This window comes from Actinoplanes sp. NPDC024001, from assembly GCF_040638955.1.
Classification (GTDB): domain Bacteria; phylum Actinomycetota; class Actinomycetes; order Mycobacteriales; family Micromonosporaceae; genus Actinoplanes.
Genome location: NZ_JBEZZB010000098.1, coordinates 1 through 23,281, shown reverse-complemented (window position 1 = coordinate 23,281; position 23,281 = coordinate 1). Strand labels below are relative to the sequence as shown.

General features: G+C 71.7%; 22 protein-coding genes and 1 pseudogene. 8 read left to right on the top strand and 15 right to left on the bottom strand.

Annotated features, from left to right (window positions below; genetic code table 11):
• Window positions 1-7 precede the first annotated feature (7 nt).
• A complete protein-coding gene (locus tag AB0F81_RS31830) occupies window positions 8-634 on the top strand; it encodes a TIGR03085 family metal-binding protein (RefSeq protein WP_360203208.1) in 627 nt (208 codons plus the stop codon).
• Window positions 635-702: 68 nt separating this feature from the next.
• Window positions 703-1,701: pseudogene (locus AB0F81_RS31825) on the top strand (amino acid permease); the annotation flags it as partial.
• Window positions 1,702-1,908: 207 nt separating this feature from the next.
• Here the strand turns inward: AB0F81_RS31825 and AB0F81_RS31820 are convergent.
• A complete protein-coding gene (locus AB0F81_RS31820; protein WP_360203206.1) occupies window positions 1,909-3,300 on the bottom strand; it encodes a PLP-dependent aminotransferase family protein in 1,392 nt (463 codons plus the stop codon).
• 153 nt (window positions 3,301-3,453) lie between these two features.
• Between AB0F81_RS31820 and AB0F81_RS31815 the strand changes: the two genes are divergently transcribed.
• Both AB0F81_RS31815 and AB0F81_RS31810 read left to right on the top strand, forming a co-directional pair.
• The gene (locus AB0F81_RS31815; protein WP_360203204.1) at window positions 3,454-5,277 is read left to right on the top strand and encodes a long-chain fatty acid--CoA ligase; all 1,824 of its coding nucleotides are present in this window, start codon (window positions 3,454-3,456) and stop codon (window positions 5,275-5,277) included.
• Window positions 5,278-5,506: 229 nt separating this feature from the next.
• Window positions 5,507-5,851 carry a VOC family protein gene (locus AB0F81_RS31810; protein WP_360203202.1) on the top strand — a complete coding sequence of 115 codons (345 nt, stop codon included), beginning with the start codon at window positions 5,507-5,509 and terminating at the stop codon, window positions 5,849-5,851.
• 29 nt (window positions 5,852-5,880) lie between these two features.
• Here AB0F81_RS31810 and AB0F81_RS31805 read toward each other — a convergent pair whose 3' ends face one another.
• The gene (locus AB0F81_RS31805) at window positions 5,881-7,335 is read right to left on the bottom strand and encodes a PLP-dependent aminotransferase family protein (protein ID WP_360203200.1); all 1,455 of its coding nucleotides are present in this window, start codon (window positions 7,333-7,335) and stop codon (window positions 5,881-5,883) included.
• 58 nt (window positions 7,336-7,393) lie between these two features.
• Here AB0F81_RS31805 and AB0F81_RS31800 point away from each other — a divergent pair, with 58 nt between their 5' ends.
• Complete coding sequence (locus AB0F81_RS31800; protein WP_360203199.1) at window positions 7,394-8,017, top strand: hypothetical protein; 624 nt, start codon at window positions 7,394-7,396, stop codon at window positions 8,015-8,017.
• A 53-nt stretch (window positions 8,018-8,070) separates the two neighbouring features.
• Window positions 8,071-8,499 carry a hypothetical protein gene (locus AB0F81_RS31795; protein WP_360203197.1) on the top strand — a complete coding sequence of 143 codons (429 nt, stop codon included), beginning with the start codon at window positions 8,071-8,073 and terminating at the stop codon, window positions 8,497-8,499.
• On the opposite strand, the gene trpD is transcribed toward AB0F81_RS31795, so the two are convergent.
• The 3 genes from trpD to AB0F81_RS31780 all read right to left on the bottom strand — a co-directional run bounded on the left by trpD (window position 8,496) and on the right by AB0F81_RS31780 (window position 11,271).
• A complete protein-coding gene (gene trpD, locus AB0F81_RS31790; RefSeq protein ID WP_360203195.1) occupies window positions 8,496-9,506 on the bottom strand; it encodes an anthranilate phosphoribosyltransferase in 1,011 nt (336 codons plus the stop codon). The genes AB0F81_RS31795 and trpD overlap by 4 nt on opposite strands.
• 122 nt (window positions 9,507-9,628) lie before the next feature.
• Complete coding sequence (gene hisF / locus AB0F81_RS31785) at window positions 9,629-10,390, bottom strand: imidazole glycerol phosphate synthase subunit HisF (RefSeq protein ID WP_360203193.1); 762 nt, start codon at window positions 10,388-10,390, stop codon at window positions 9,629-9,631.
• Complete coding sequence (locus tag AB0F81_RS31780; RefSeq protein ID WP_360203192.1) at window positions 10,387-11,271, bottom strand: EamA family transporter; 885 nt, start codon at window positions 11,269-11,271, stop codon at window positions 10,387-10,389. The genes hisF and AB0F81_RS31780 overlap by 4 nt, the downstream gene beginning before the upstream one ends.
• A 72-nt stretch (window positions 11,272-11,343) precedes the next feature.
• Here AB0F81_RS31780 and AB0F81_RS31775 point away from each other — a divergent pair, with 72 nt between their 5' ends.
• Window positions 11,344-12,267: a LysR substrate-binding domain-containing protein gene (locus AB0F81_RS31775; protein WP_360203190.1), complete on the top strand. Its 924-nt coding sequence runs from the start codon at window positions 11,344-11,346 to the stop codon at window positions 12,265-12,267.
• Here AB0F81_RS31775 and priA read toward each other — a convergent pair.
• The 7 genes from priA to hisD are packed head-to-tail and all read right to left on the bottom strand — an operon-like array spanning window position 12,216 to window position 17,130.
• Window positions 12,216-12,938 (bottom strand): bifunctional 1-(5-phosphoribosyl)-5-((5-phosphoribosylamino)methylideneamino)imidazole-4-carboxamide isomerase/phosphoribosylanthranilate isomerase PriA, encoded by a 723-nt coding sequence (priA, locus tag AB0F81_RS31770; protein ID WP_360203188.1) that lies wholly within the window; start codon window positions 12,936-12,938, stop codon window positions 12,216-12,218. The two genes, AB0F81_RS31775 and priA, sit on opposite strands and share 52 nt — an antisense overlap.
• A 21-nt stretch (window positions 12,939-12,959) precedes the next feature.
• The gene (locus tag AB0F81_RS31765) at window positions 12,960-13,280 is read right to left on the bottom strand and encodes a hypothetical protein (RefSeq protein ID WP_360203187.1); all 321 of its coding nucleotides are present in this window, start codon (window positions 13,278-13,280) and stop codon (window positions 12,960-12,962) included.
• Window positions 13,273-13,935 (bottom strand): imidazole glycerol phosphate synthase subunit HisH, encoded by a 663-nt coding sequence (gene hisH, locus AB0F81_RS31760; RefSeq protein ID WP_360203185.1) that lies wholly within the window; start codon window positions 13,933-13,935, stop codon window positions 13,273-13,275. Before hisH ends, AB0F81_RS31765 begins: the two co-directional genes overlap by 8 nt.
• Complete coding sequence (locus tag AB0F81_RS31755) at window positions 13,936-14,097, bottom strand: hypothetical protein (protein ID WP_360203184.1); 162 nt, start codon at window positions 14,095-14,097, stop codon at window positions 13,936-13,938.
• A complete protein-coding gene (gene hisB, locus AB0F81_RS31750) occupies window positions 14,094-14,705 on the bottom strand; it encodes an imidazoleglycerol-phosphate dehydratase HisB (protein ID WP_360203182.1) in 612 nt (203 codons plus the stop codon). Before hisB ends, AB0F81_RS31755 begins: the two co-directional genes overlap by 4 nt.
• Window positions 14,702-15,778: a histidinol-phosphate transaminase gene (locus AB0F81_RS31745; protein ID WP_360203180.1), complete on the bottom strand. Its 1,077-nt coding sequence runs from the start codon at window positions 15,776-15,778 to the stop codon at window positions 14,702-14,704. The genes hisB and AB0F81_RS31745 overlap by 4 nt, the downstream gene beginning before the upstream one ends.
• The gene (gene hisD, locus AB0F81_RS31740) at window positions 15,775-17,130 is read right to left on the bottom strand and encodes a histidinol dehydrogenase (protein WP_360203178.1); all 1,356 of its coding nucleotides are present in this window, start codon (window positions 17,128-17,130) and stop codon (window positions 15,775-15,777) included. The genes AB0F81_RS31745 and hisD overlap by 4 nt, the downstream gene beginning before the upstream one ends.
• 118 nt (window positions 17,131-17,248) lie before the next feature.
• On the opposite strand from hisD, the gene AB0F81_RS31735 reads away from it, so the two are divergent.
• Window positions 17,249-17,956 carry an LON peptidase substrate-binding domain-containing protein gene (locus AB0F81_RS31735; RefSeq protein ID WP_360203176.1) on the top strand — a complete coding sequence of 236 codons (708 nt, stop codon included), beginning with the start codon at window positions 17,249-17,251 and terminating at the stop codon, window positions 17,954-17,956.
• An 82-nt stretch (window positions 17,957-18,038) separates the two neighbouring features.
• On the opposite strand, the gene AB0F81_RS31730 is transcribed toward AB0F81_RS31735, so the two are convergent.
• The 3 genes from AB0F81_RS31730 to AB0F81_RS31720 form a co-directional block, all read right to left on the bottom strand.
• Window positions 18,039-18,827, bottom strand: a complete 789-nt coding sequence (locus tag AB0F81_RS31730; protein ID WP_360203174.1) for a hypothetical protein — start codon at window positions 18,825-18,827, stop codon at window positions 18,039-18,041.
• Between the two features lie 30 nt (window positions 18,828-18,857).
• The gene (gene dnaE / locus AB0F81_RS31725) at window positions 18,858-22,391 is read right to left on the bottom strand and encodes a DNA polymerase III subunit alpha (protein WP_360203173.1); all 3,534 of its coding nucleotides are present in this window, start codon (window positions 22,389-22,391) and stop codon (window positions 18,858-18,860) included.
• A gap of 43 nt (window positions 22,392-22,434) precedes the next feature.
• On the bottom strand, window positions 22,435-23,281 hold an 847-nt coding region (locus AB0F81_RS31720; protein WP_360203171.1), incomplete at its 5' end, for an AAA family ATPase.

Below are 23,281 nucleotides of genomic sequence, written 5' to 3'. Positions count from 1 at the left end.
TCGACCGATGACCAACTACGCACGCCGGGAGCGCGAGCTCCTCGCCGACCTCCTGCTCAGTGAGGGCCCGGACGCGCCGACGCTGTGCACCGGGTGGACCACTCGTGACCTGGCCGCACACATCGTGGTCCGCGAACGGCGTCCTGACTCGGCCGCCGGAATCCTGCTCAAGCCCCTCGCGGCGTACGGGGAACGGGTGCGCCTGGCCCGCGCCGCGCTGCCCTACCCCGAGCTGGTCGGCCAGCTGCGCCGCCCGCCGGTCTGGAGCCCGGTGAGCAACCCGCTGGTGGATCCGCTGGTCAACACCCTGGAGCTGTTCATCCACCACGAGGACGTGCGCCGCGCCGGCCCGGACTGGACCCCGCGCCGGCTGGAGCAGGACCTGCAGGCCACCCTCTGGCGCACGGTCAAGCTGACCTCCCGGGCGGCGCTGCGCCGGCTCGGGATCGCGGCCGAGATCACCGCGACCGGGTTCCCCCCGGTGCGCGCCGGCGGCGAGCCGCAGGTGCGGATCTCCGGCGACGCCGGCGAGCTGGCGATCTTCTTCTTCGGACGGCAGCGGGCCGCCCGGGTCGAGCTGCGGGGCGAGCCGGCGGTCGTCGACCGGCTGCGCACGGCCCGCCTCGGGGTGTGAGATTGGCCCAGTCGATCGGGTCCTGATTGGCTCGAACGCGGCGCCAATCCGCGCCTAGGTTCGACATCATGAACGCACGCACCGGCCTGTCCGTCTCCCAGGGGGCCGCACTCTCCGTCGGCGCCGTCCTGGGCACCGGACTGATCTCCCTGCCCGCGCTCGCCGCCGACGCGGCCGGGCCGGCGTCCCTGCTCGCCTGGCTCGCCCTGATCCTGCTCTCCGCCCCGCTGGCCTGGACCTTCGCCGCGCTCGGCGCCCGCTACCCGGACGGCGGCGGGGTCTCCACCTACGCCCGGATGGCGTTCGGGCCGCGTGTCGCGGCGGCCGTCGGCTGGTGCTTCTACTTCGCGGTGCCGCTCGGCGCACCGGTCGCGGCCGCCTTCACCGGCGGGTACGTGGCCGACGTCCTCGGCGGTGGCAGAGCCGTCGAGTTCGCCACCTTCCTGGTGCTCATCGCGGTCGCGTACGCGATGAACTGGTTCGGTCTGAAGATCTCCGGCCGCGTGCAGCTGGTGCTCTCGGTGACCCTCGCCGTGCTGCTCGTGGTGACCGTGGTCGCCGCCCTGCCGCACGCCCGCTGGGACAACCTGACCCCGTTCGCGCCGCAGGGCTGGACCGGCGTCGGCGCGGCCGCCGCCATCCTGGTCTGGGGTTTCGCCGGCTGGGAGGCGCTCTCCTCGCTCTCCGCGGAGTACCGTCACCCGCGCCGGGACGTGCCCCGGGCGACGCTGGTCGCGGTCGTCGTGGTCGGCGTGCTCTACCTCGCCGTGGCGGCGGTCAGCGTGCTGGCCCTCGGCCCGGCCCTGGCCGGCAGCCGGGCGCCGCTCTCCGACCTGCTGGCGATCGGTCTCGGCGGCCCGGTCCGCCTGATCACCGCCCTGGTCGCGGTCATCCTGACGCTCGGGGCGGTCAACGCCTACTTCGCCGGGGCGAGCCGGCTGGGCGCCGCCCTGGCCGCCGACGGGGCGCTGCCGTCCCGGGCGTTCGGCACCCAGCGCCGCTCGCTGACCTTCATCTTCGGGGCCAGCGTCGTCGCCGCGCTGCTGCCGCTCGGCCTGCACACCGCCACCCTGCTGGTGACCGGCTGCTTCACGCTGGTCTACGTGCTCGGCACCGCCGCCGCGCTGCGCCTGCTGCCGGCCGGCCGGTCCCGGGTGATCGCCGGGATCGCGTTCGTCGCGGTGGTCGGGCTGCTCTGGCTCAACGGCGCGCCGGCCCTGCTCAGCCTCGGCATCGCCGCCGGCGCGCTGCTCTACCAGGGGTGGCGGGCCCGGTCACAGCAGCGCCAGCCCCTCCTCGATGAGGTCGGGATCGACCGCGCCGAACCCGAACACCAACCCGCGCATGCCGTCTGTGGCGTAGCCGGCCAGGTCCTCGATGGCGAGGCCGGACCGGCGGGCGTCGGCGACGATCCGGGCCGGATCCGCTGAGGTGTCCCGCAGCAGCGCGGTGACGTGCAGCCCCGCGGCCGACGGAATCACCTCCAGCCACGGGTGGCGCTCCAGCGCGGCGACGATCCGGGCGTGCCGGTCCGCATAGGCCCGGCGCGCCCGCCGTACGTGCCGGGCCAGCTGCCCGTCGTCGATGAAGCGGGCCAGCGCCGCCTGCACCGCGGTCTGCCCGTAACCGTCGCCGAGCTGGCGGGCCGCCACCACCGCCGGCCGCAGACCCGGCGGGACCAGCACGAACCCGGTCCGCACCGCGGGCACCATGCTCTTGGAGAAGGTTCCGGCATAGAGCACCCGGCCGTTGCGGTCGAGCGTGCACAGCGGCTCCAGGGGCCGGGCGGAGAACCGGAACTCGCTGTCGTAGTCGTCCTCGACGATCGCCACCTGCCGGCGGCCGGCCCAGTCGAGCAGCTCCTGCCGCCGGGCCAGGCTCATCACCCGGCCCAGCGGGAACTGGTGCGACGGGGTCACGTAGACCAGCCGGCAGTGCGCCGGTAGCGCGGTCACCACCAGGCCCTCCTCGTCGACCGGCACACCGGTGACCCGGGCGCCCAGGGAGGCGAAGAGGCGGCGGGCCGGTGGATAGCCGGGCTCCTCGACCGCCACCACGTCGCCGGGGCGCAGCATCACCCGGGCGATCAGGTCGAGGGCGTGCTGGGTACCGTTGGTGACCACGACCTCGGCCGCGGTGGCCGCCACCGACCGGGAGTAGCCCAGGTAGCGGGCGATCGCGGAGCGTAGCGCCGGGTGGCCGGCCGGCTCGGCGTACATCCCCGGGTTGTTCGCGCCGAGCCGCAGCTCGGCGCCGACCAGCCGCCGCCACGTGTCGAACGGGAACAGCCGCGCGTCCGGGATGCCGGTCCGGAAGTCGTAGCGCGGGACGGGTTCCGCCCCGCTGGCCGGCAGCGGCGTGAAGGCCCAGCTCGGCCGCGGGCGCAGCGGATCCGGTTCGGGGTGTGCCGCCCGGCGCCGGGCCGGGGCCGCGGCGACGAACGTGCCGGCGCCGACCCGGGCCGTCAGATAACCCTCGGCCACCAGCCGCTCATAGGCCCCGGCCACGCTTCCCCGGGAGACGCCAAGATCAGCGGCGAGAACCCGGGTGGCGGGCAGCCGGTGCCCGGCCGGGATCCGGCCGTCCACGATCGCCGAGCGCAACGCCCGGTAGACCGCCGCGGTCTTCTCCCCCGCGCCCGGCTCGATCTCGATGACCAGATCCACCCGCCCATTCTCGGCCGAGCGGTGGGCTGGCCCCGGGATCGGGGCTGACTAGGATTAAGGTGGCCCGGTTCTATTGATCAGCACTCTAGGCCTGGTTACCCTCCGGTAACACTTAGGTTACCAACACCCCGTTCAGGTTGAAGGCGGCGCCCGATGGCTCTCGAGGTTCCCTACCGGTCGATCCCGGACATGCTTTTCCAGCGCGTCGCGAAGACGCCGGACGCCCGGGCGCTGGCCGCCCCCAACGCCACCGACACCGGTCCGGAGTGGCTGACCTGGCGTCAGGTCGGCGAGCGGGTGAAGGCGATCGGCGCCGGCCTGCGCGAGCTCGGCGTCGGCCTGGAGGACCGGGTCGCCATCCTGTCCAACACCCGGCTCGAGTGGATCCTGGCCGACCTCGGCATCAACGTCGCCGGGGCCGCGGCCACCACGGTCTACCCGACCACCGAGCCGGAGGACACCACGTTCATCGTGTCCGACTCCGGGTCCAAGGTGCTGATCGCGGAGAACGCGAAGCAGGCGCTGAAGATCGCCGGCGCGGAGACCGCGGTGACCAAGGTGGTGCTGATCGAGGGCCCGGCCGACGCCGGCGCCACGCCGCCGCAGATCACCCTCGCCGATCTGGAGCAGCTCGGCGCCGACGCGCTGACCCGCAACCCCACGTTGATCGACGACGTGGTCGCCCAGCTCGGCCCGGACAGCCTCGCCACGCTGATCTACACCTCCGGCACCACCGGCCGGCCCAAGGGCGTCGAGCTGCTGCACAAGGGCTGGACCTGGGAGGGCGTCGCCCAGGAGGACCTGGGTCTGTTCTCGCCGCAGGACCTGCACTACCTCTGGCTGCCGATGTCGCACGCGTTCGGCAAGACGCTGCTCTGCGGCATCCTGCACGTCGGCGTCCCCACCTATGTCGACGGCCGCGTCGACCGGCTGATCGACCTGCTCGCGGTGATCAAGCCGACGCTGATGTGCGCCCCGCCGCGCATCTACGAGAAGGTCTACAACAAGACCGTCACCAGCGGCCTGTCCGGCAGCGGCCTCAAGCCGAAGATCTTCAGCTGGGCGGTGGCGACCGGCAAGAAGCGGGTGGCCCTGCAGCAGGCCGGCAAGCCGGTCCCGGCCGGCCTCGCCCTCCAGTACTCGATCGCCGAGAAGCTGGTCTTCTCCAAGCTCCAGCAGAAGCTCGGCGGCAACATCCAGGTCCTGGTCAGCGGCTCGGCCGCGCTCAGCCGCGACATCTCCGAGTTCTTCGCCGCGGCCAACCTGCCGATCCTCGAGGGCTACGGCATGACCGAGGCCTGCGCCGCCAACTTCGTGAACCGCCGCGGCAAGCTCAAGATCGGCTCGGTCGGCCAGCCGCTCGGCGACCTCGAGGTCCGCATCGACAGCGACGGCGAGGTGCTGCTGCGCGGCGCGCCGGTCATGCGGGGCTACCACAACCTGCCCGAGGCCACCGCGGAGGCGTTCACCGAGGACGGCTTCCTGCGCACCGGCGACATCGGCGAGCTCGACGCCGACGGCTACCTGAAGATCACCGACCGGAAGAAGGACCTGGTCAAGACGTCCGGCGGCAAGTTCATCGCCCCGTCGGCGATCGAGGGCGCGTTCAAGGCGGTGTGTCCCTACACGTCGCAGGCGGTCGTCATCGGCCAGAACCGCAACTTCGTCACCATGCTGATCGCCCTCGACGAGGACGCGATCACGACGTGGGCCGCCAACGGCCCGCTCGCCGGCAAGAGCTATGCGGAGATCGTCGCGGCGAAGGAGACGCACGCGCTGGTCGAGGGCTACATCGCCGAGCTCAACGCCAAGCTGAACCGCTGGGAGACGATCAAGAAGTTCGCCATCCTCCCCCGCGACCTCAGCATCGAGGCCGGCGAGGTCACCCCGTCGATGAAGATCAAGCGGCGCAGCGTGGAGACGAACTTCGCCGAGCAGATCGACACGATGTACGCGGGGTCGCTCGCCCAGATCTGACCCGCACTCTCCTCGAGGCCGGCGCCGGGTGGCGCCGGCCTCGCCCTTTTCAGGCCCTTCTCGGTACGGCCGGCACCGCCCGTCCAGCTACCCCGCCCGCCGCACGGCGCCCCAGGGGTGGCCCACCATGGCCAACCGCCGCCACGCCGCACTTGACGGTCGCGCGCGTACCCGGAAATGGGGTTGATCTTCGGGGTGGCGGCATAGCGTGAGGTGAAGGGAGGGCGCCATGACCATCCGCACGATCACTGTCCCGGTCAGCGATCTCGACGCCGCGAAGAGGCTGTATCAGACGCTGCTCGGGGTCGAGCCGTACGTGGACATGCCGTATTACGTCGGCTTCCGCCCGGAGGGGGCGCCGGAGGTGGGGCTCGACCCGCACGGCGACGTGGAGGCCGGGCCGATCACCTACTGGCACACGGACGACCTGGAGGCGACCCTGGCGGCACTGACCGCCGCGGGCGCGACACCCGAGCGGTCCCCGCACGACGTGGGCGACGGCGACCGGATCGCCACGGTCCGCGACGTCGACGGCCACCTGATCGGCCTCTTCCAGGGCTCGATCCCCGGATAGCGGCCGGTGGCCCGGCCGGCCGGGCCGGGTCAGGTGATGACGGCCGGCGTCCGCCAGGCCGGCCGAGCCGTGTGGTCGAGGTCGTGACGGACCGACGCGATCCGGCGGACCGCCTCGGTGAGGTCGTCGGCGGCCAGCGTGAAGGGCAGCCGCAGGAAGCGCTCCAGCGTGCCGTCCAGGCCGAAACGCGGGCCGGGGGCGAGCCGCACGCCGACGTCCTCGGCGGCGCGGGACAGGGCGCTGGAGATCGGGCCGTCGAGTTCGGCCCAGAGGGTCACGCCGCCGCCGGGCACGAAGAAGCGCCACTCCGGCAGGAGTTCGCGCAGGGCGCCGACCAGGGCGTCGCGCCGGAAGCGGAGCTGGGCGCGGCGGGCCGCGACGATCTCCGGGGCCAGCCGCAGCAGGTGGACGGCGACCAGCTGCTCCAGGACGGGACTGCCCAGATCGACGCCGACCCGGATGGCGGCAAGCCGCTGCACCAGGGGCGCGGAGGCGCGCACCCAGCCGATCCGCAGACCACCCCAGTACGCCTTGCTCATCCCGCCGATCGACGTGACCCGGGAGTGCCGGTCGAAGACGGCGACCGGCGGCGGCATCGGTGAGTCGTCGAGCGGCAGGTCCACGAAGGACTCGTCGACGACGAGCTCGGTGCCGGCCGAGTGCGCCGCCACCACCAGCCGTTCCCGCAGCTCGGCGGGCATCAGGTGGCCGGTCGGATTGTGGAACTCGGGGATGATGTAGGTCAGCCGGGGCCGGGTCTGGCGCAGCGCGCCGAGCAGCATCTCGCCGTCCCAGCCGGTGGCGATGTCCAGCCCGTGCGTGCTGATCCGGGCGCGCCGGGCGGCGAGCGCGGCCAGCGCGTTGGGATAGGTGGGGGTCTCCACCAGAACCGGGGCCCCGACCGGCACGGAGAGCCGCAGCACCAGGTCGAGGGCCTGCTGCGTACCGCTGGTAATCATGATTTGCTCGGCCGAGGTGGGCACGCCGCGAGCCGTGTACGCCTCGGCGACCGCCGCGCGCAGCTCCGGCAGGCCAGTCGGGTGGTAACCGGCACTGCCCAGGTAGCGCGGCAGGTCGTCGGCGGCGGCCCGGGCGGCGGGCACCAGCTCGACCGGGGCGGCCGAGGCGGCGCAGCCCAGGTCGATCATGTCGAGGTCGTCGTCGGGCGTCCACAGGCCGGAGGTGGCGACCCGGTGGCCGTGCGGCAGGGTCGTCCAGCTGCCGGCGCCGCGGCGGCTGTTCAGGTGGCCGGTCTCGCGCAGCGCGCGGTATGCCGCCGACACCGTGGTCCGGCTGACACCGAGCGACTCGGCGAGCTCCCGCTCGGCGGGCAGCCGCACACCCAGCGCCAGCCGCCCGTCGGCGAGCAGCCCGCGGACCGCCGCGGCGAGCGCGGCGTAGTCGGGGCTGCGCCGTCGGCCGGGCAGCGAATGCCAGCGGCCGAGCAGACGAGCCAATTGGTCCCCGCGCACCGACGTTGTCATAGCCACCTCCCGAGAATTGGCACTTTAGCACCGACCGATTGGCATGAAGAGTGGCAGCATGAGCTTGATCCGTCGCGTGCCCCAACTCTTCGCCGGCCTGTTCCTCTACGGCGCCAGCATGGCGCTGATGGTCGAGTCGAGCCTCGGCGGCAACTCCTGGGACGTCTTCCACCAGGGTGTTTCCCAGGTGACCGGGATCAGCTTCGGCTGGGTGGTGCTGCTGACCGGGATTCCGGTGCTGCTGCTCTGGATCCCGCTGCGCCAGCGGCCCGGCTTCGGCACGGTGGCCAATCTGGTGGTGGTCGGCTTCTCGGCGGACATCGCGCTCGCGCTGCTGCCGGCCGGCGAGTCCATCCCGGGCCGGGTCGGCTATGTGGTCGCCGGGATCCTGCTGAACGGTTTCGCGACCGCTCTCTACATCGGCAGCCGGATGGGCCCCGGCCCGCGCGACGGGCTGATGACCGGCCTGGCCGCCCGGTTCCCCCGGCTGTCGGTCCGGATGATCCGCACCGGCATCGAGCTGACCGTGCTGGGCGTGGGCTTCCTGCTCGGCGGCACCGTGGGCGTCGGGACCATCGCGTACGCGCTGGCGATCGGTCCCCTGGTGCAGCTGTTCCTTCCGCTGCTCACCGTGCGAGAGCGTCCTGACACTCGTCGCCTCGACATGATCACAGGGAAGTGATCATCCGGACACATTCGCTTCCGGGTACGCCGACGGCACGGCATCATTGCGGCATGGGGGTCGGAGGCTGGCACTGGAACGACGCTTGGATCTTCGTCTCCGCCGTCATCGCCGAGCGGCTGGAACGTGACCGGGCGCTGCACGCCGCCCTGCCGGTGACCGGAGCGACCCTGGCCGACCTGCTGGCCGCGGCGGATTTCCTGCACCACAGCGTGCCCAGCCGCGACGAGCTGGAGGAAGCGGTCCGCCGCCTCGCCGGCGCCGGGCTGATCACCGTCGACGACGACCTGATCGAGGTCGCGCCGGCCGGCGAGCAGCTCTGGCGGACCCGGCCGTTCAGTGGCCTCTCCTCCGCCGTGATGACGTTGCAGGCCCAGCTCAACCGGGCCGCCGAGCCCGGCTACTCCGACTGGTCGCTGAGCGAGCAGACGTACTCGGCGGCGGTCCGGGAGTACAGCATGCGGCTGGCCGACGGCCGCTAGCCGCCCGCTGCCTCGACCCAGCGCTTCAGGGTGGCCGCGGCCGCTCCCGAGTCGACGGCCTCCGCGCATCGCGCCATCGCCGCCGGCAGGCTGACCGGCCCGGTCGTGGTCAGCGCCGCCGCGGCGTTGAGGAGCACCGCGTCGCGCACCGGGCCCGGCTCACCGTCCAGCAACTTGCGCATGACCCGGGCGTTGGCGGCGGCGTCCCCGCCGCGCAGCGCCCCCGGCTCGGGCCGGGCCAGCCCCAGCTCACGGGGATCGAGCACGTCGTGCGCCGCCACCCCGTCGCGGACCGTCCACAGTTGTGACGTGGTCGCGGTGCTGAGCTTGTCGAGGCCGTCGTCACCGCGCACCACCAGAGCGTTCGCCCCGCGCCGCCGGAGCACCTCGACGATCACCGGCAGCTTCCGGGCGTCCGCCACCCCGACCAGCCGGTACGCCGGAGCCACCGGATTGATCAGCGGCCCGAGCACGTTGAACACCGTCGGCACCCCCAGCTCGCGCCGCACCGGCCCGGCGTGCCGCATGCCCGGATGCACCCGTGGCGCGAAGAGGAAGCTGATCCCCGCCTCGGCGGCGATCTCGGCGCTGCGGGCCGGCGCCAGGTCCAGCGGCACCCCCAGCGCCTCCACCAGGTCGGCCGACCCCGCACTGGTCGCCGAGGCCGCCCGGCCGCCGTGCTTGACCACGGTGACGCCGGTCGCCGCGGCCACCACCGAGGCCATGGTGGAGATGTTCACGGCGTTGGTGCCGTCGCCCCCGGTGCCGGCGATGTCGAGACAGTCGCCGGGGACGCGTACCGGGGTGGCGGCGCGCAGCAGTGCCGTGACGAACCCGTCGATCTCGGTGGCCGTCTCGCCCTTGGCGCGCAGCGCCACGAGGAAGGCCGCGAGCTGCGCGGGCTGCGCCTCTCCGCTGATCACTCGTTCCATCGCCCAGGTGGCCGCGTCCGCGGTCAGATCGTCGTTCGCCAGCAGACGGGTGAGCAGTGCGGGCCAGGTGTTCATCGTTCGTCTCCGGAGGGTTCAGGCCTCACCGAAGACACAAAAAGGCCGCCTCGGGGAGGCGGCCTTTTCAGAAGGGGTCCGCCGGTCAGGCGGGCCACCAGGAAGTCATGCGGCAGACCATATCAGCGGACCGGGTTTCCCGCGGTCCGCAGGCTGTCCTTGACCTCGCCGATGGTCAGGTCTCCGAAGTGGAAGACGCTGGCCGCCAGCACCGCGTCGGCGCCGGCCTCGACGGCGGGCGGGAAGTGCGCCACCGCGCCCGCGCCGCCGCTGGCGATCACCGGGATGTCGACGACCGCCCGGACGGCCCGGATCAGGTCGAGGTCGAAGCCGGCTTTCGTCCCGTCCGCGTCCATCGAGTTGAGCAGGATCTCGCCCGCGCCCAGGGAGGCCACCCGCGCGGCCCACTCGATCGCGTCCAGCCCGGCGCTGCGGCGGCCGCCGTGGGTGGTGACCTCCCACCCGCTCGGCTGTTCCGCCGACCTGCGCACGTCCAGCGACAGCACGAGGACCTGGTTGCCGAACCGCTCGGCGATCTCCCGGATCAGCTCGGGGCGAGCGATCGCCGCGGTGTTCACGCCGACCTTGTCCGCTCCGGCCCGCAACAGCACGTCCACGTTCTCCACCGAGCGGACGCCGCCGCCGACGGTGAGCGGAATGAAGACCGTCTCGGCGGTGCGCCGGACCACGTCGAGCATGGTGCCGCGATCGTCGGAGGAGGCGGTCACGTCGAGGAAGGTCAGCTCGTCGGCGCCGGCCGCGTCATATGCCGAGGCCAGCTCCACCGGATCGCCGGCGTCGCGCAGGTCGACGAAGTTGACTCCCTTCACCACCCGCCCGGCGTCCACGTCCAGGCAGGGGATCACACGCACCGCGACCGTCATGCCTCAACCCTAACGAGTTCCCTGGCCGGGGCCGGTCGGGCCCGGACCAGTCCCAAAAGCACGCCCCCGATGACGAGGACGCCGCCGATCACGTCCACCGGGTAGACCGGCTCGCCGAGGACCAGGGCGGCCGACGCGATGCCGAAGAACGGGACCAGCATGGAGAACGGGGCGACCGTGGCCGCGCCGTACCTCTGCATGAGAAATCCCCAGCCGGCGAAGCCGGCGAGCGTGGAGACCAGCGCGATGTAGAGCAGAGCCAGCACCGCCTCGGTGTCGATCGCGCGCAGCGCGGCGAGGTCGGCGGCCGGGCCGTCGATCAGCAGCGAGAGGACCACGAGGGGCCCGGTGGCGAGCGCGCTGACCCAGACCATGAAGCGCAGGGTGTCCGGCGGCGACGCCTTGCGGGTGGCGACGTTCGACACGCCCCAGGCCACCGCCGCCCCGATGACCAGCAGGAAAGCGGGCAGGTTGGCGCCCATGCGGGTGGCTACGACGAGGACGCCGGCCACCGCCACGGCCAGGCCGGCGATCTGCACCGGGCGCGGCCGCTCACGCAGGAACAGGACCGCGAAAAGCATCGTGAAGATCGCCTGGCTCTGCAGCACCAGCGAGCTGAGCCCGGCCGGCATCCCGTTCGCCATCCCGGCGAAGAGCAGCGAGAACTTGGTGACGCCGAGAACCAGTGCGACGATCACGATCCACCGCCACGGGACCTGCGGGCGGCCCACCAGCAGCACCGCCGGGAAGGCGGCCAGCCCGAAGCGCAGCGCGGAGAAGAGCAGCGGCGGGAAGTGGTCCAGCCCGGCGTCGATGGCGACGAAGTTGACGCCCCAGACGGCCGCCACGGCGACAGCGAGGGCGAGGTCACGCGGTCTCATGGGCCCAGCCTCGGGGGCGCCGACCGTTAAGCACCAGCAAATAAACCTACACCGAGGATGTAGCATCGCTACATGATCGATCTGGGGCGGCTGCGCGCCCTGCACGCCGTGGCCAGTTACGGCACGGTCCTGGCGGCCGGCCAGGCCCTGCACTGTACGCCGTCCGCCGTCTCCCAGCAGATCTCCAAGCTGGAGCGCGAGACCGGCACCACCCTGGTCGAGAAGGACGGGCGGCGGCTGCGCCTCACCGAGGCCGGCCGGGTTCTCGCCGACCACGCCGAGCGTGTCCTGACCAGCGTCGACGAGGCGGAGGCGGCGCTCGCCGCGCACCGGGACACGGTCACCGGGCGGCTCACCGTGGCCGCCTTCGCGACCGCGTGCCGGGCCCTGCTGCCGCATGCGCTGCGCCGGCTGGCGACCGACCACCCGCAGCTCACCACCGGGCTGATCGAGGTCAACCCGCACGAGGGCGTGGAGCTGCTGCGCCGCGGTCACGTCGACCTGGCCGTGCTCGACGACTGGCCCGAGGTGGGCCTGCGCTATCCGGACTGCGTCACCAAGGTCCAGATCGGGGTGGACCATGCCGACCTGATCGTGCCCCAAGATCATCGACTGGCGGGGACGGCCACCCTGGAGGACGCCCGTGACGAGCGGTGGATCGCCGTTCGCGCCGGTGACGTCTGCTACGAATATCTGATCCGCAGCCTGCCGGGCGTGGTTCCGGACTTCCAGGTCGGCGAGTTCGAGACCCAGTTGACCTTGATCGCCGCAGGCCTCGGGGTGGGGCTCATCCCCAGGTTGGCGAGACCGGAACTCCCGGAAAACGTCCGGATAATTCAGATAAATCCGACTCCTACCCGCCGCGTGGTCGTCGCCTGGCGGGACTCAGCGGCGGCCCGGCCCGCCATCCGGGCCGCCGAGCAAGCGTTACGCGAAGCCTGGGCTCAGGCGGCCAGGACGTCGAGCGCCTCACGCACGGTGAAGGCGCCCGCGTAGAGCGCCTTGCCCGCGATCACACCCTCCACGCCGATCGGCTCCAGCGTGGCGAGCGCGCGCAGGTCGTCCAGCTTCGAGACGCCGCCGCTCGCGATGATCGGCTTGTCGGTGGCGGCACAGACCTCGCGCAGCAGGTCCAGGTTCGGCCCGCGCATGGTGCCGTCCTTGGTGATGTCGGTGACGACGTAACGGGACGCGCCGGCCTTGTCGAGCCGGGCCAGCACCTCGTACAGGTCGCCGCCCTCACGGGTCCAGCCCCGCGCGGCCAGGGTGCGGCCCCGCACGTCCAGGCCGATCGCGACCCGGTCGCCGTACTCGGCGCAGATCCGGTCGCACCACTGCGGGTCCTCCAGCGCGGCGGTGCCGATGTTGACCCGCTGCGCGCCGGTGGACAGGGCCCGGGTCAGCGACTCGTCGTCGCGGATGCCGCCGGACAGCTCCACCTTCACGTCGAGGCGGCGCACCACGTCGGCGAGCAGCTCGGCGTTCGAACCCCGGCCGAACGCGGCGTCCAGGTCGACCAGGTGGATCCACTCGGCGCCGTCGTTCTGCCAGGCCAGCGCGGCTTCCAGGGGGTCGCCGTAGGCGGTCTCCGAGCCGGCGGCGCCCTGCACCAGGCGGACGGCCTGGCCGTCGGCGACGTCGACGGCGGGCAGCAGTTGGAGGGTCATGTCTCTCCTAGAGAACGGGTTTCAGGCGCGGCGGCCGAGCACCACGACGACGAGGGCCGGCACAGCGAGGACGAGCATGGCGGTCAGGATGATGCGCAGGGCGAGGTCCGGGATCAGCGTCCAGACCGCGGCGACGGCCAGCATCGTGACGACCACGATCCCGATGCGCTGGCGCAGACTGCGGTGGTAGAGCCGGCCGCTGCGCCCCGGGCGGCGCGGGGTGATCCGCCGGCGGAAGGCGCGCAGGCTGTCGCGCCGCGCCACCTTGCGGGCGCGGGCGGCCTTCTCCTTCTCCAGGACGGCGAGCCGTTCGGCCCGCCGCCGCTGACGTTCCTTACTCAAGCCCGGCGACCCAGTTCCGCAGCAGTGCGTATCCGGCGTCCGCCGACTTCTCCGGGTGGAACTGCGCGGCGCTCAGCGCGCCGGCCTCCACCACGGCCGCGAACGGCAGGTCGTGGGCCGCGGTGGTCACCTCGGCGCCGGCTTGCGCCAGCGCTTCCAGATCCTGAGCGGCGTACGAGTGGACGAAGTAGAACCGGGTCTCCTCGTCGAGCCCGGCCAGCAGCCGCGACCCGGCCGGGGCGACCACCGTGTTCCACCCCATGTGCGGGATCCGCTCCGCGGCGAGCTTGGTGACCGAGCCGGGCAGCAGGCCCAGCCCCTTGGTCTCCACCCCGTGCTCCACACCGGAGTCGAACATGATCTGCATGCCCACGCAGATGCCGAGCACCGGTTTACCGGCGGCGACCCGCTCGGCGATCACCGGGCCGGCGCCGAGCTGCTCGATCCCGGCCATGCACGCCGCGTAGGCCCCGACGCCCGGCACGACCAGGCCGTCAGCGGCGGCCGCCGCGTCCAGATCGCTGGTCACCGTCACGTTTACCCCGGTGCGAGCGACCGCCCGCTCCGCCGACCGCAGGTTTCCCGACCCATAGTCCAGGATGACTACCTTCGGGGTTTCCTTCTGTTTTCCGCCGCGGGAAAGCTCAGCGTTCATCTACGCCTCCCCCGACGGCCACCAGGCGAACCCGCCCGCCGTGGCCAGCAGCGCCAGCACCGCGGTGAGCCCGATGCTGAACTTCGTGGCGTCCGCCTTCACCAGCTGGATCACGCCGCCGACCAGGATCCCGGCGAGCGCGAACAACACCAGCGAGATCACAGCACCCCCTTGGTGGAGGGCAGCGAGCCGGCGTTGCGCGGGTCGATCTCGACGGCCTCGCGCAGCGCCCGGGAGAACGCCTTGAACTGGGCCTCCACCACGTGGTGCGCGTCCGGGTGGCCGCCCGGGCGGCAGGCGCGCAGCACGTCCACGTGCAGGGTGACCTTGGCCGCGTGGCCGAACGCCTCGAAGATGTGCCGGGTCATGCTGGTCGCGTAGACCGGCCCGATGTACGGCACCAGCAGCGGCTCCTCGTGCACCACGTAGGGCCGGCCGGAGAGGTCCACGGCGGCCCGCACCAGCACCTCGTCCATCGGGATGGTGGCCGATCCGTACCGTCGGATGCCGCGCTTGTCGCCGAGCGCGCGGGCGAAGGCCTCGCCGAGCGCGATCGCGGTGTCCTCCATGGTGTGGTGCGAGTCGATCTCCAGATCGCCCTCGCAGCGCACGGTCAGGTCGAATCCGCCGTGCTTGGCGAGCTGGTTGAGCATGTGGTCGTAGAAGCCGACCCCGGTGTTCAGGTCGCCCTTGCCGGTGCCGTCGAGGTCGATCTCGATCAGCACCTTGGTCTCGTTGGTCACACGCTCGATACGCGCGGTGCGGCTCACGAAAGGATCTCCTCAGCAGCGTTCAGGAAAGCAGTCGTCTCGGTCTCGGTGCCGGCGGTGACCCGCAGCCAGCCGGCCAGGCCCACGTCGCGGATCAGCACACCCCGGTCGAGGAACGCCTGCCAGTCGGCTTTCTGATCGGGGGAAACGGCGAACAGCACGAAGTTCGCGTCGCTGTCCGCGACCTGAACACCGCGGGCCCGCAGGGTGGAGACGATCCGGTCGCGCTGGACCTTGATCTGCTCGACGGTGGCCAGCAGGGCGGCGCTCTGGGAGACCGCCGCCCGCGCGGCGGCCTGGGTCAGCGCACTCAGGTGATAGGGCAGGCGGACCAGCTGGACCGCGTCGATCACGGCCGGGTCGGCGGCGAAGTAGCCCAGCCGGCCACCGGCGAACCCGAACGCCTTGCTCATGGTCCGGGTCACCACCAGCCGCGGGTGCCCGGGCAGCAACTCGATCGCGCTGCGGGTGCCGCTCCGGGCGTATTCGAAGTACGCCTCGTCGACGAGCACCATGCCGCGCGCCGCCCCGAGCACCGCGTCGATCACCGACGGGTCCAGCGCGGTGCCGGTCGGGTTGTTCGGCGAGCAGAGGAACACCATGTCCGGATCGTGCTTCTCGATCTCCGCCACCGCGGCGTCCGGCCGCAGCCCGAAGTCGGGGTCGCGCAGCGAGCCGATCCAGCGGGTGCCGGTGCCGCCGGCGAGCAGCGGGTGCATCGAGTAGGACGGGCCGAAACCGAGCGCGGTGCGCCCCGGGCCGCCGAACGCCTGGAGCAGCTGCTGCTGCACCTCGTTGGAGCCGTTGGCCGCCCACACGCTCCGGTAGGTGAGGCCGTGCCCCAGGTACTCGGCGAGGTCGGTGCGCAGCGCCACCGCGTCCCGGTCCGGGTAGCGGTTCAGGTCGGCGAGCTCGGCGTCGAGCATCTTGCGCATCGCCTCGACCACCGGCTGCGGGACGGCGAACGCGTGCTCGTTGGTGTTCAGCCGGACCGCGACGTCGAGCTGCGGCGCGCCGTAGGGCGACTTGCCGCGCAGATCGTCCCGGATCGGCAGATCGTCGATAGTCGTCATCGGGCGAACCCCGGTCCGACTGCCCCGCCCGCCGCCCCGGAATTGGACCGAAAACGAGCTTTGACCGCGTCGCCGTGCGCCGGCAGGTCCTCCGCGTTGGCGAGCGCCACCACGTGCCCCGCGACGTCGCGCAGCGCCTCCTCGGTGTATTCCACGACGTGGATGCCACGCAGGAACGACTGCACCGACAGGCCCGACGAGTGCCGGGCACAGCCGCCGGTCGGCAGCACGTGGTTGGACCCGGCCGCGTAGTCACCGAGCGACACCGGCGCCCACGCGCCCACGAAGATCGCGCCGGCGTTGCGGACCCGCATGGCCCACTGCCGCGCGTCGCGGGTCTGGATCTCCAGGTGCTCGGCCGCGTAGGCGTCCACCACCGCGAGACCCTGCTCCAGGTCGTCGACCAGGACCACGCCGGACTGCTCGCCGGTCAGCGCGGTGCGCACCCGCTCCTCGTGCTTGGTGGCCGCGACCTGCTTGTCCAGCTCGACCTCGACCGCGTCGGCCAGCGCCGTCGAGTCGGTGACCAGGACGCTGGCCGCGAGGGGGTCGTGCTCGGCCTGGCTGATCAGGTCGGCGGCGACGTGCCGCGGGTCGGCGGTCTCGTCGGCCAGGATGGCGATCTCGGTGGGACCCGCCTCGGCGTCGATCCCGACCGTGCCGCGCAGCAGCCGCTTGGCCGCGGTCACCCAGATGTTGCCCGGCCCGGTGATGACGTCGACCGGCTCGCAGCGGTCGTCCTCGTCGGCGCCGGTGGAGCCGTAACCGAGCATCGCGATCGCCTGGGCGCCACCGACCGCGTAGACCTCGGTCACCCCGAGCAGCGCGCAGGCGGCGAGCACCCGCGCGTCCGGCAGGCCGTTGTTGGCGGCCTGCGGCGGCGAGGCCACCACCAGGCCCTCGACGCCGGCCTCCTGGGCGGGCACCACGTTCATCACCACGGTCGACGGATAGACGGCCAGGCCGCCCGGAACGTAGAGGCCGACCCGGCGCACCGGCACCCAGCGCTCGGTGACCGTGCCGCCGTCGACCACCTGCGTGGTCACGTCGGTGCGGCGCTGGTCGGCGTGCACCTTGCGGGCTCGCTTGATCACCTCGAGCAGGGCGGCGCGCACCTCGGGGTCGAGCGTCTCGGCCGCGGCGGTGATCGCCTCGGCCGGCACCCGCAGCCGGTCCAGCCGGACGCCGTCGAATCTCTCGGTCGCCTCCCGGATCGCGCTGAACCCATGCTGATGCACCGCCTCGACGACGGGACGAATCCGCTCGACCGCCACGGAGACGTCGAGCTGGGCACGAGGCAGCAGTCCGCGCGGGTCACGGCGTGAGCCGCGCAGGTCGATCCGATTCAGCACACGCCCAGTCTAGGCGGCCCCGGAATCGAGTTATCGCCCGCGACAGGCGGGCCCAGGCGTTGAGACACCAGCCACATCAGCCGGTTGACCAAGGTCGGTCGGCGACTAGGCTGAAAGCGTGAGCGATCGGCTGCCGGTGTTCCCGCTGAGCACGGTGCTCTTCCCCGGTCTGGTGCTGCCCCTGCACATCTTCGAGGAGCGTTACCGCACACTCGTGCGGGAGCTGGTGGCCCAGTCCGCGGAGACGCCGCACGAGTTCGGCGTGGTCACCCTCCGGCACGGCAGCGAGGTGGCGCCCGATCCCGGCGACGACACGGCCCCCACCGAGCCGCCGGTGTCCGCCGCCGATCTCTACGAGGTGGGCTGCACCGCCGAGCTGCGGCACGTCACCGAGCTGCCGGACGGCCGGTTCGACATCATGACCGTCGGCCGGCGGCGGTTCACCGTGCTCAGCATCGAGCAGGGCACCGCGCCCTACCTCACGGCGCAGGTCCGCTGGCTGCCGGAGGAGAACGCGGCCGACGAGACCGCCCACCTGCTGGCGCCGCGCGTGCTGACCGCCTTCCAGACCTATCTGGAGCTGCTGCGGCCCAACAGCGAGGTGCTCGACCAGGTTCCCGACGACCCGACGGTGCTGTCCCACCTGGTCGCCGCGACCGCACAGCTCACCGTCGAGGAGCGCCAGCTGCTGCTGGCGATGCCCGACACCGCCAGCCGGCTGCGCGCCGAGCTGCGCCTGCTCAATCGCGAGGCCGGCCTGCTGGCGCGGGTCCGGGCCGTCCCGGTCCCGCTCTCCGACCTGGCCCGGCCGGCCAGCCCCAACTGAGAAACCCCTTTTCGGTACGGGCTGCACCGCACCAACCGCACCGGCGGGCCCCGTGGCATGACCCGGGAGTGGGCCCCGTCCGTCAGGCGGGGCGGTGGGGATCGTGCGGCGCGGCCTCCGCCGGCGCCTGACCGGTCGCGGCGTCACCGTAGGCGGCGGGCTGGTGAGAGTCGCCGTAGGCGGGCTGGTCCGGGTCGTACCCGGGATGGGTGCCCGGGTGGTCCGGGCCGTAACCGGGCAGCATGCCCGGATGGTTGGGGCCGTAGCCCGGCTGCGCGCCCGGATGATCGAGATCCGGGTCGTTGGACCACCCGGCCAGCAGGGTGAGCACGATCGCCGCCGCGAAGGCCGGCACCAGCGTGGGCCCCAGCGAGTGCACCTCGGGCGGCGCCAGATAGGTGGAGCCCTGCGCGGCCGTGGCACGCCACTGCTCGTAACCGTCCCGGCCGATCAGCTCGCCGAGGAACGGCGCCACCCAGTGCCCGGCCGCCGCGGCCCCGAGCACGACGCCGAGCAGCAGGAACGGCCCCCGGTCGCGGCGCAGGACCAGCCAGGCGGTCACCGCCACCAGGATCCCGAAGGCCAGGCCGAGCAGGGTGAACCAGCCGTCGGCCGCCACGTACTGCTCCGGGGAGGGGTCGTTGACCACGACACCGCTGTCGCCGATGTCGATGACCGGCACCCCGGGGGCGAGCCACGCCCAGAGCAGCCCGAGCGGCACGCCGAGGGCGCTGATCACGGCCGTGGTCACGACGGCGACGGTCAGGCTGCGGCGCCACGGGCGGCGGCTGCCGTACTGAACTCCCCACCGCCGCGCCGACCATCGTCCGGGCTGGTCGGCGCCGAACGGCGGCTCCTCACTCGGGTGCACCCTACGATCCTTCCAGATCGGCCACGGCCGTCAGGCCACGGCCGAGGGACCGAGGATCATTTTCAGGTCGGCCCGCAGCGCCGGGGTCGCCGCGACGCGGACGCCGCCGAGGCGCATCACCGTGGTCCGGCTGCCGTTCTGCAGGTGGACGTGCACCTCGGTGTCGCCCGGATGGCTCACCAGGATCTCCTTGAGCTCGTCCACGAGCGGCGGCGTGCACCGGGTGATCGGCATCGTGAGGGTGACCGGCTTGGTGTCCGGGTTGTGGGTGATGTCCGGGATGGACATGTCCATCGCCATGATCCGCGGGGTGTCGTCGCGCCGGTCCACCCGGCCCTTGACCACCACGATCGCGTCCTCGGCGATGTACTGCCCGACCAGCTCGTAGGTGTTCGGGAAGAAGAGCGCCTCGACGCCACCGGCCAGGTCCTCCAGGGTGGCCGAGGCCCACGCGCGGCCCTGCTTGGTGATCCGGCGCTGCACCCCGGTGAGGATGCCGGCGAGCGTCACCACCTGGCCGTCCGGGACCGAGCCCTCCTCGTTGAGCGCGGCGATGCTGGTGTCCGCCGCGTTCTGCAGCAGCACCTCCAGGCCGGCCAGCGGGTGGTCGGAGACGTAGAGGCCGAGCATCTCCCGCTCAAAGGCGAGCTTGTCGCGCTTGTCCCACTCGCTGTCGCCGATGGTCGGCATGGCCACCGTGGAGGACACCCCGGAATCGGTGTCCCCGAAGGCGCCGAAGAGGTCGAACTGGCCGGCCGCCTCGTTGCGCTTGACGTCCGCGTACGCGTCGATGGCCTCGGCGTGCACGGCCAGCAGGCCCTTGCGGCTGTGCCCCATCGAGTCGAAGGCGCCCGCCTTGATCAGCGATTCGATCGTCCGCTTGTTGCAGGCGACCGCGTCGACCTTGGACAGGAAGTCGTAGAAGTCGTTGTATTCCGACTTCTCCTTGCGGCACCGGACGATCGCCTCGACCACGTTGCCGCCGACGTTGCGGACCGCGCCGAGACCGAACCGGATGTCCTTGCCGACCGGGGTGAACGGGCCCGCCGACTGGTTCACGTCCGGCGGCAGCACCTGGATGCCCATCCGGCGGCACTCGGCCAGATAGACCGCCATCTTGTCCTTGTCGTCGCCGACACTGGTCAGCAGCCCGGCCATGTACTCCGCCGGGTAGTGCGCCTTCAGATACGCCGTCCAGTACGACACCAGTCCGTACGCCGCGGAGTGCGCCTTGTTGAACGCGTAGCCGGCGAACGGGACCAGCACGTCCCAGACCGCCTGGATCGCCTCGTCGGAGTACCCGTGCTCGCGGCAGCCGTCGCGGAACGGGACGAACTCCTTGTCGAGGATCTCCTTCTTCTTCTTACCCATGGCGCGGCGCAGCAGGTCGGCCTGGCCCAGGCTGTAGCCGGCGAGAATCTGCGCGGCACGCTGCACCTGCTCCTGATAGACGATCAGGCCGTAGGTCGGCTCCAGGATCTCGCGCAGCGGCTCCTCCAGCTCCGGATGGATCGGGGTGATCTCCTGGAGCTTGTTCTTGCGCAGCGCGTAGTTGGTGTGCGAGTCGACACCCATCGGACCGGGACGGTACAGCGCCAGGACGGCGGAGATGTCCTCGAAGTTGTCGGGCTTCATCAGCCGCAGCAGCGACCGCATCGGGCCACCGTCGAGCTGGAACACACCGAGCGTGTCACCGCGGGCGAGCAGCTCGTACGCCGCCTTGTCGTCCAGCGGCAGGGCCAGCAGATCGAGCTTCTCCCCGTGGTTGAGCTCGATGTTCTTGTTGGCGTCGTCGATGATCGTCAGGTTCCGCAGGCCCAGGAAGTCCATCTTGAGCAGGCCGAGCGTCTCGCAGGTCGGGTAGTCGAACTGCGTGATGATCACGCCGTCGGTGGCCCGGCGCATCAGCGGGATGTGGTCGATGATCGGCTCGGCAGACATGATCACGCCGGCCGCGTGCACACCGGTCTGCCGGATCAGGCCCTCGATGCCGCGCGCGGTGTCGATGACCTTCTTGACGTCCGGGTCGGTCTCGTAGAGCGAGCGGATCTCACCGGCCTCGTTGTACCGCTTGTGCTCCTTGTCGAAGATGCCGGAGAGCGGGATGCCCTTGCCCATCACGTCCGGCGGCATGGCCTTGGTGATCCGGTCGCCGACCGCGAACGGGTAACCCAGCACCCGGGCCGAGTCCTTGATCGCGGCCTTCGCCTTGATCGTGCCGAAGGTGGCGATCTGCGCGACCCGGTCGTCGCCCCACTTCTCCGTCACGTAGCGGATGACCTCACCGCGCCGGCGCTCGTCGAAGTCGATGTCGACATCGGGCATCGAGACCCGCTCGGGGTTGAGGAACCGCTCGAAGATCAGGCCGTGCGGGATCGGGTCGAGGTCGGTGATGCCCATCGCGTACGCCACCAGCGAGCCCGCCGCGGAACCACGGCCCGGGCCGACCGCGATGCCGTTGTTCTTCGCCCACTGGATGAAGTCGGCGACCACCAGGAAGTACGCCGGGAAGCCCATCTGGATGATGACGCCCAGCTCGTACTCCGCCTGCTTGACGTGGCTCTCCGGGATGCCGTCCGGGAAGCGCCGGCGCAGACCCTCGAAGGCCACGTGCCGGAAGTACTCCTCCTCGGTGTAGCCGTCCGGGATGGGGAACCGGGGCATCAGGTTCTTGAAGGTGAACATCCCGTCGACGTCCACCTTCTCGGCCACCAGCAGGGTGTTGCGGCAGCCCTCCTGCCAGGCGTCGGAGGAGTCGACGGCGCGCATCTGGTCGGCCGACTTCACGAAGTAACCGTTGCCGTCGAACCGGAACCGGTTGGGGTCGGCCACGTTGCTGCCGGTCTGCACGCACAGCAGCACGTCGTGCGCCTCGGCCTGCGCCTCGTAGGTGTAGTGCGAGTCGTTGGTGACCAGCGGCTTGATGCCGAGCTTCTGCCCGATCTCCAGGAGGCCGTCGCGGACCCGCTTCTCGATGGAGAGGCCGTGGTCCATGATCTCGAGGAAGTAGTTGTCCTTCCCGAGCGCTTCCTGGTACATCGCCGCGGACTTGAGCGCCTCGTCGAACTGGCCGAGCCGCAGCCGGGTCTGCACCGCGCCGGACGGGCAGCCGGTGGTGCCCATGATGCCCTCGGCGTGCTCCGCGATGATGTCGAAGTCCATCCGCGGGTACTTACCGAGCTGACCCTCGATGGAGGCCCGCGAGTTGAGCCGGAACAGGTTCTTCAGGCCGACCGCGTTGCGCGCCCACATGGTCATGTGCGTATACGCACCGTTACCGGAGACGTCGTCGCTCTTCTGCTCCGGGCGGCCCCACTTGACCCGGCTCTTGGTCAGTCGCGAGTCGGGCGCCACGTAGGCCTCGACGCCGATCACCGGGATCAGATCGGCGGCTTTTGCCTGCGTATAGAAGTCATAGGCCCCGTGCATGTTGCCGTGGTCGGTGATCGCGGCGGCCGGCATGCCGAGCCGTTTCGCCTCGCCGAGAAGTTCCTTGACCCGGGCCGCCCCGTCGAGCATCGAGTACTCAGTGTGTACATGGAGATGCACGAACGAGTCGGACACCTAGACCCCCCTCAAGTCGACGGCCCCGGAATCCTAGCCGAGATTATTCGGCGAAGGGCTCCAGCATGACGGACGCGGCACGAAGCCACGCCTGCCTCGTCTCGTTCTGCAGATCCGCGTACTCGATCGAGGAGCCGACCTCGAGCGCCGGGTCGTACGGCACCACGGCGACCGCCCGGGTCCGGGTGGCGAAGTGCTTCTTGAAGTCCTCCAGCAGCGGCAGGTGACCCGGCGACGGGCAGGAGATCAGCGTCACGGCGTTCGCCACCATGTCACCCATCCCGCTCTCCTCGAGCACGTCGAGCATCCAGTCGGCGGTGAACGCGGCGTCCTCCCGCGGCACCGTGGTGATCACCAGCTGGTCGGCGGTCCGCATGACCGTCTGCCAGTTCACGCTCTCCACGTTGTTGCCGGTGTCGACGCAGATCACGTCGTGGGTGCGGCGCAGCAGGTCCGTCACCCGGCGCACGGTGTCCTGGTCGAGGCGCTGGGCGAACCGCGGGTTCTCCTCGCCGGCCAGCACGTCGTAGGAGCCGTCCGAGGCGTGCCGCAGGTAGGCGTCGAGCTCCTGCAGCAGCGCGTCGCCGTGCAGGCTCTCGATCCGCATCAGGTCGGCGAGCAGATGCTTGATGGTCCGGGCGTGGCGGGCGCTGCCGGCCCGCAGGCCGAGCGTGCCGCGCAGCTCGTTGTCGTCCCAGGCCAGCACGCCCCGGCCGCGCACGCTGCCGATGGTGGCCGCGGCGAGCACGGTGGCGGTGGTCTTGTGCACGCCGCCCTTGGGGTTGGCGAACGCCAGCACGCGCGGCTTGCCGAGCTTGCGGCGCATCACCGCGACGGCCCGGTCCAACCCGTCGTCGCTGCGGGTCTGGCGCCACTCGATGCGGGCCGCC

Bases quoted from the DNA above. Each gene is read 5' to 3' on its own strand.
- AB0F81_RS31775 (WP_360203190.1), top strand. From the start codon at position 11,344: ATGATCGATCTGGGGCGGCTGCGCGCCCTGCACGCCGTGGCCAGTTAC.
- AB0F81_RS31815 (WP_360203204.1), top strand. From the start codon at position 3,454: ATGGCTCTCGAGGTTCCCTACCGGTCGATCCCGGACATGCTTTTCCAG.
- hisH (WP_360203185.1), bottom strand. From the start codon at position 13,935: ATGAACGCTGAGCTTTCCCGCGGCGGAAAACAGAAGGAAACCCCGAAG.
- hisF (WP_360203193.1), bottom strand. From the start codon at position 10,390: ATGACGGTCGCGGTGCGTGTGATCCCCTGCCTGGACGTGGACGCCGGG.
- AB0F81_RS31805 (WP_360203200.1), bottom strand. From the start codon at position 7,335: ATGACAACGTCGGTGCGCGGGGACCAATTGGCTCGTCTGCTCGGCCGC.
- AB0F81_RS31800 (WP_360203199.1), top strand. From the start codon at position 7,394: ATGAGCTTGATCCGTCGCGTGCCCCAACTCTTCGCCGGCCTGTTCCTC.
- AB0F81_RS31745 (WP_360203180.1), bottom strand. From the start codon at position 15,778: ATGACGACTATCGACGATCTGCCGATCCGGGACGATCTGCGCGGCAAG.
- priA (WP_360203188.1), bottom strand. From the start codon at position 12,938: ATGACCCTCCAACTGCTGCCCGCCGTCGACGTCGCCGACGGCCAGGCC.
- AB0F81_RS31830 (WP_360203208.1), top strand. From the start codon at position 8: ATGACCAACTACGCACGCCGGGAGCGCGAGCTCCTCGCCGACCTCCTG.
- AB0F81_RS31780 (WP_360203192.1), bottom strand. From the start codon at position 11,271: ATGAGACCGCGTGACCTCGCCCTCGCTGTCGCCGTGGCGGCCGTCTGG.
- trpD (WP_360203195.1), bottom strand. From the start codon at position 9,506: ATGAACACCTGGCCCGCACTGCTCACCCGTCTGCTGGCGAACGACGAT.
- AB0F81_RS31795 (WP_360203197.1), top strand. From the start codon at position 8,071: ATGGGGGTCGGAGGCTGGCACTGGAACGACGCTTGGATCTTCGTCTCC.
- AB0F81_RS31810 (WP_360203202.1), top strand. From the start codon at position 5,507: ATGACCATCCGCACGATCACTGTCCCGGTCAGCGATCTCGACGCCGCG.